The following is an 801-nucleotide window of genomic DNA, read 5'->3' on the forward strand; positions in this document are numbered from 1 at the left end:
CGCCTGTTTGCGATCGGGCTGATCGAAGGCCTGGCGGAACGAGCCATTGAGGCGCCATTGGTTCGAGCCCGATGGCGAGTGCGGCACCCACGGTGTGCTGGCCGCGTGACACATGGGCGAGCGCATTGCGCATCCAGTGGACGCGGCAGCGCTGCCCGTTCGCAGGCTCACCCTCAAACACGCGCTCGATGGCCGCCCTGAGGCCGCTGTGGGCATCGCTGATCACAAGCTTGGTGCCGTCCAGCCCACGCGCCTTCAGGCCGCGCAGGACGTCCATCCAGAAGGGTAAGCCGGGCCAGGAAACGATCCGGGGGATCGTTTCCCCGGTGAACGCTTCCGAAGGGCCTGATCCAAGGCCGATGATCTCACGTCGCCCGTCGGTGTTGGCCGCGACCGCTATTATCGCCGCCACGCTGACGATCCGGCCGCCCTGGCGGACCTTGAGATATCTCGCGTCGAGCCAAAGTGAGCCAATCGAACGCCAATGGTCCGAGAGACATTAGCGAACGGCCATTCGCCGGTGAGCGGGCGGTTCAGGAACTCGTTCACGCGCTCATCAATGTCTTTGCACAGCTTCGACACTGTGCTCTTGGAGATGCCAGACAAGCCCATAGCCTGCGCTAACTCATCAACCCGGCCCGTAGACACGCCGCCCATCCATGCTTCTTGGATCACAGCAACAAGCGCCTTCTCGGACGTCTTGCGGGGTTCCAGAAAGCCGGGGAAATAGCTGCCCTGCCGCAGCTTCGGGACCTTCAGGTTCAGCGTGCCCAAACGGGTATCGAGAGCGCGGTCTCGATA

1 pseudogene is annotated in these 801 nt (G+C 63.3%); it reads right to left on the bottom strand.

Annotation, left to right across the window (positions count from 1 at the left end):
* Positions 1-801, bottom strand: a pseudogene (locus FEV53_RS20410) (IS256 family transposase); the annotation flags it as partial.

Origin of the sequence: Palleronia caenipelagi, assembly GCF_007004065.1 — a bacterium.
GTDB lineage: Bacteria > Pseudomonadota > Alphaproteobacteria > Rhodobacterales > Rhodobacteraceae > Palleronia > Palleronia caenipelagi.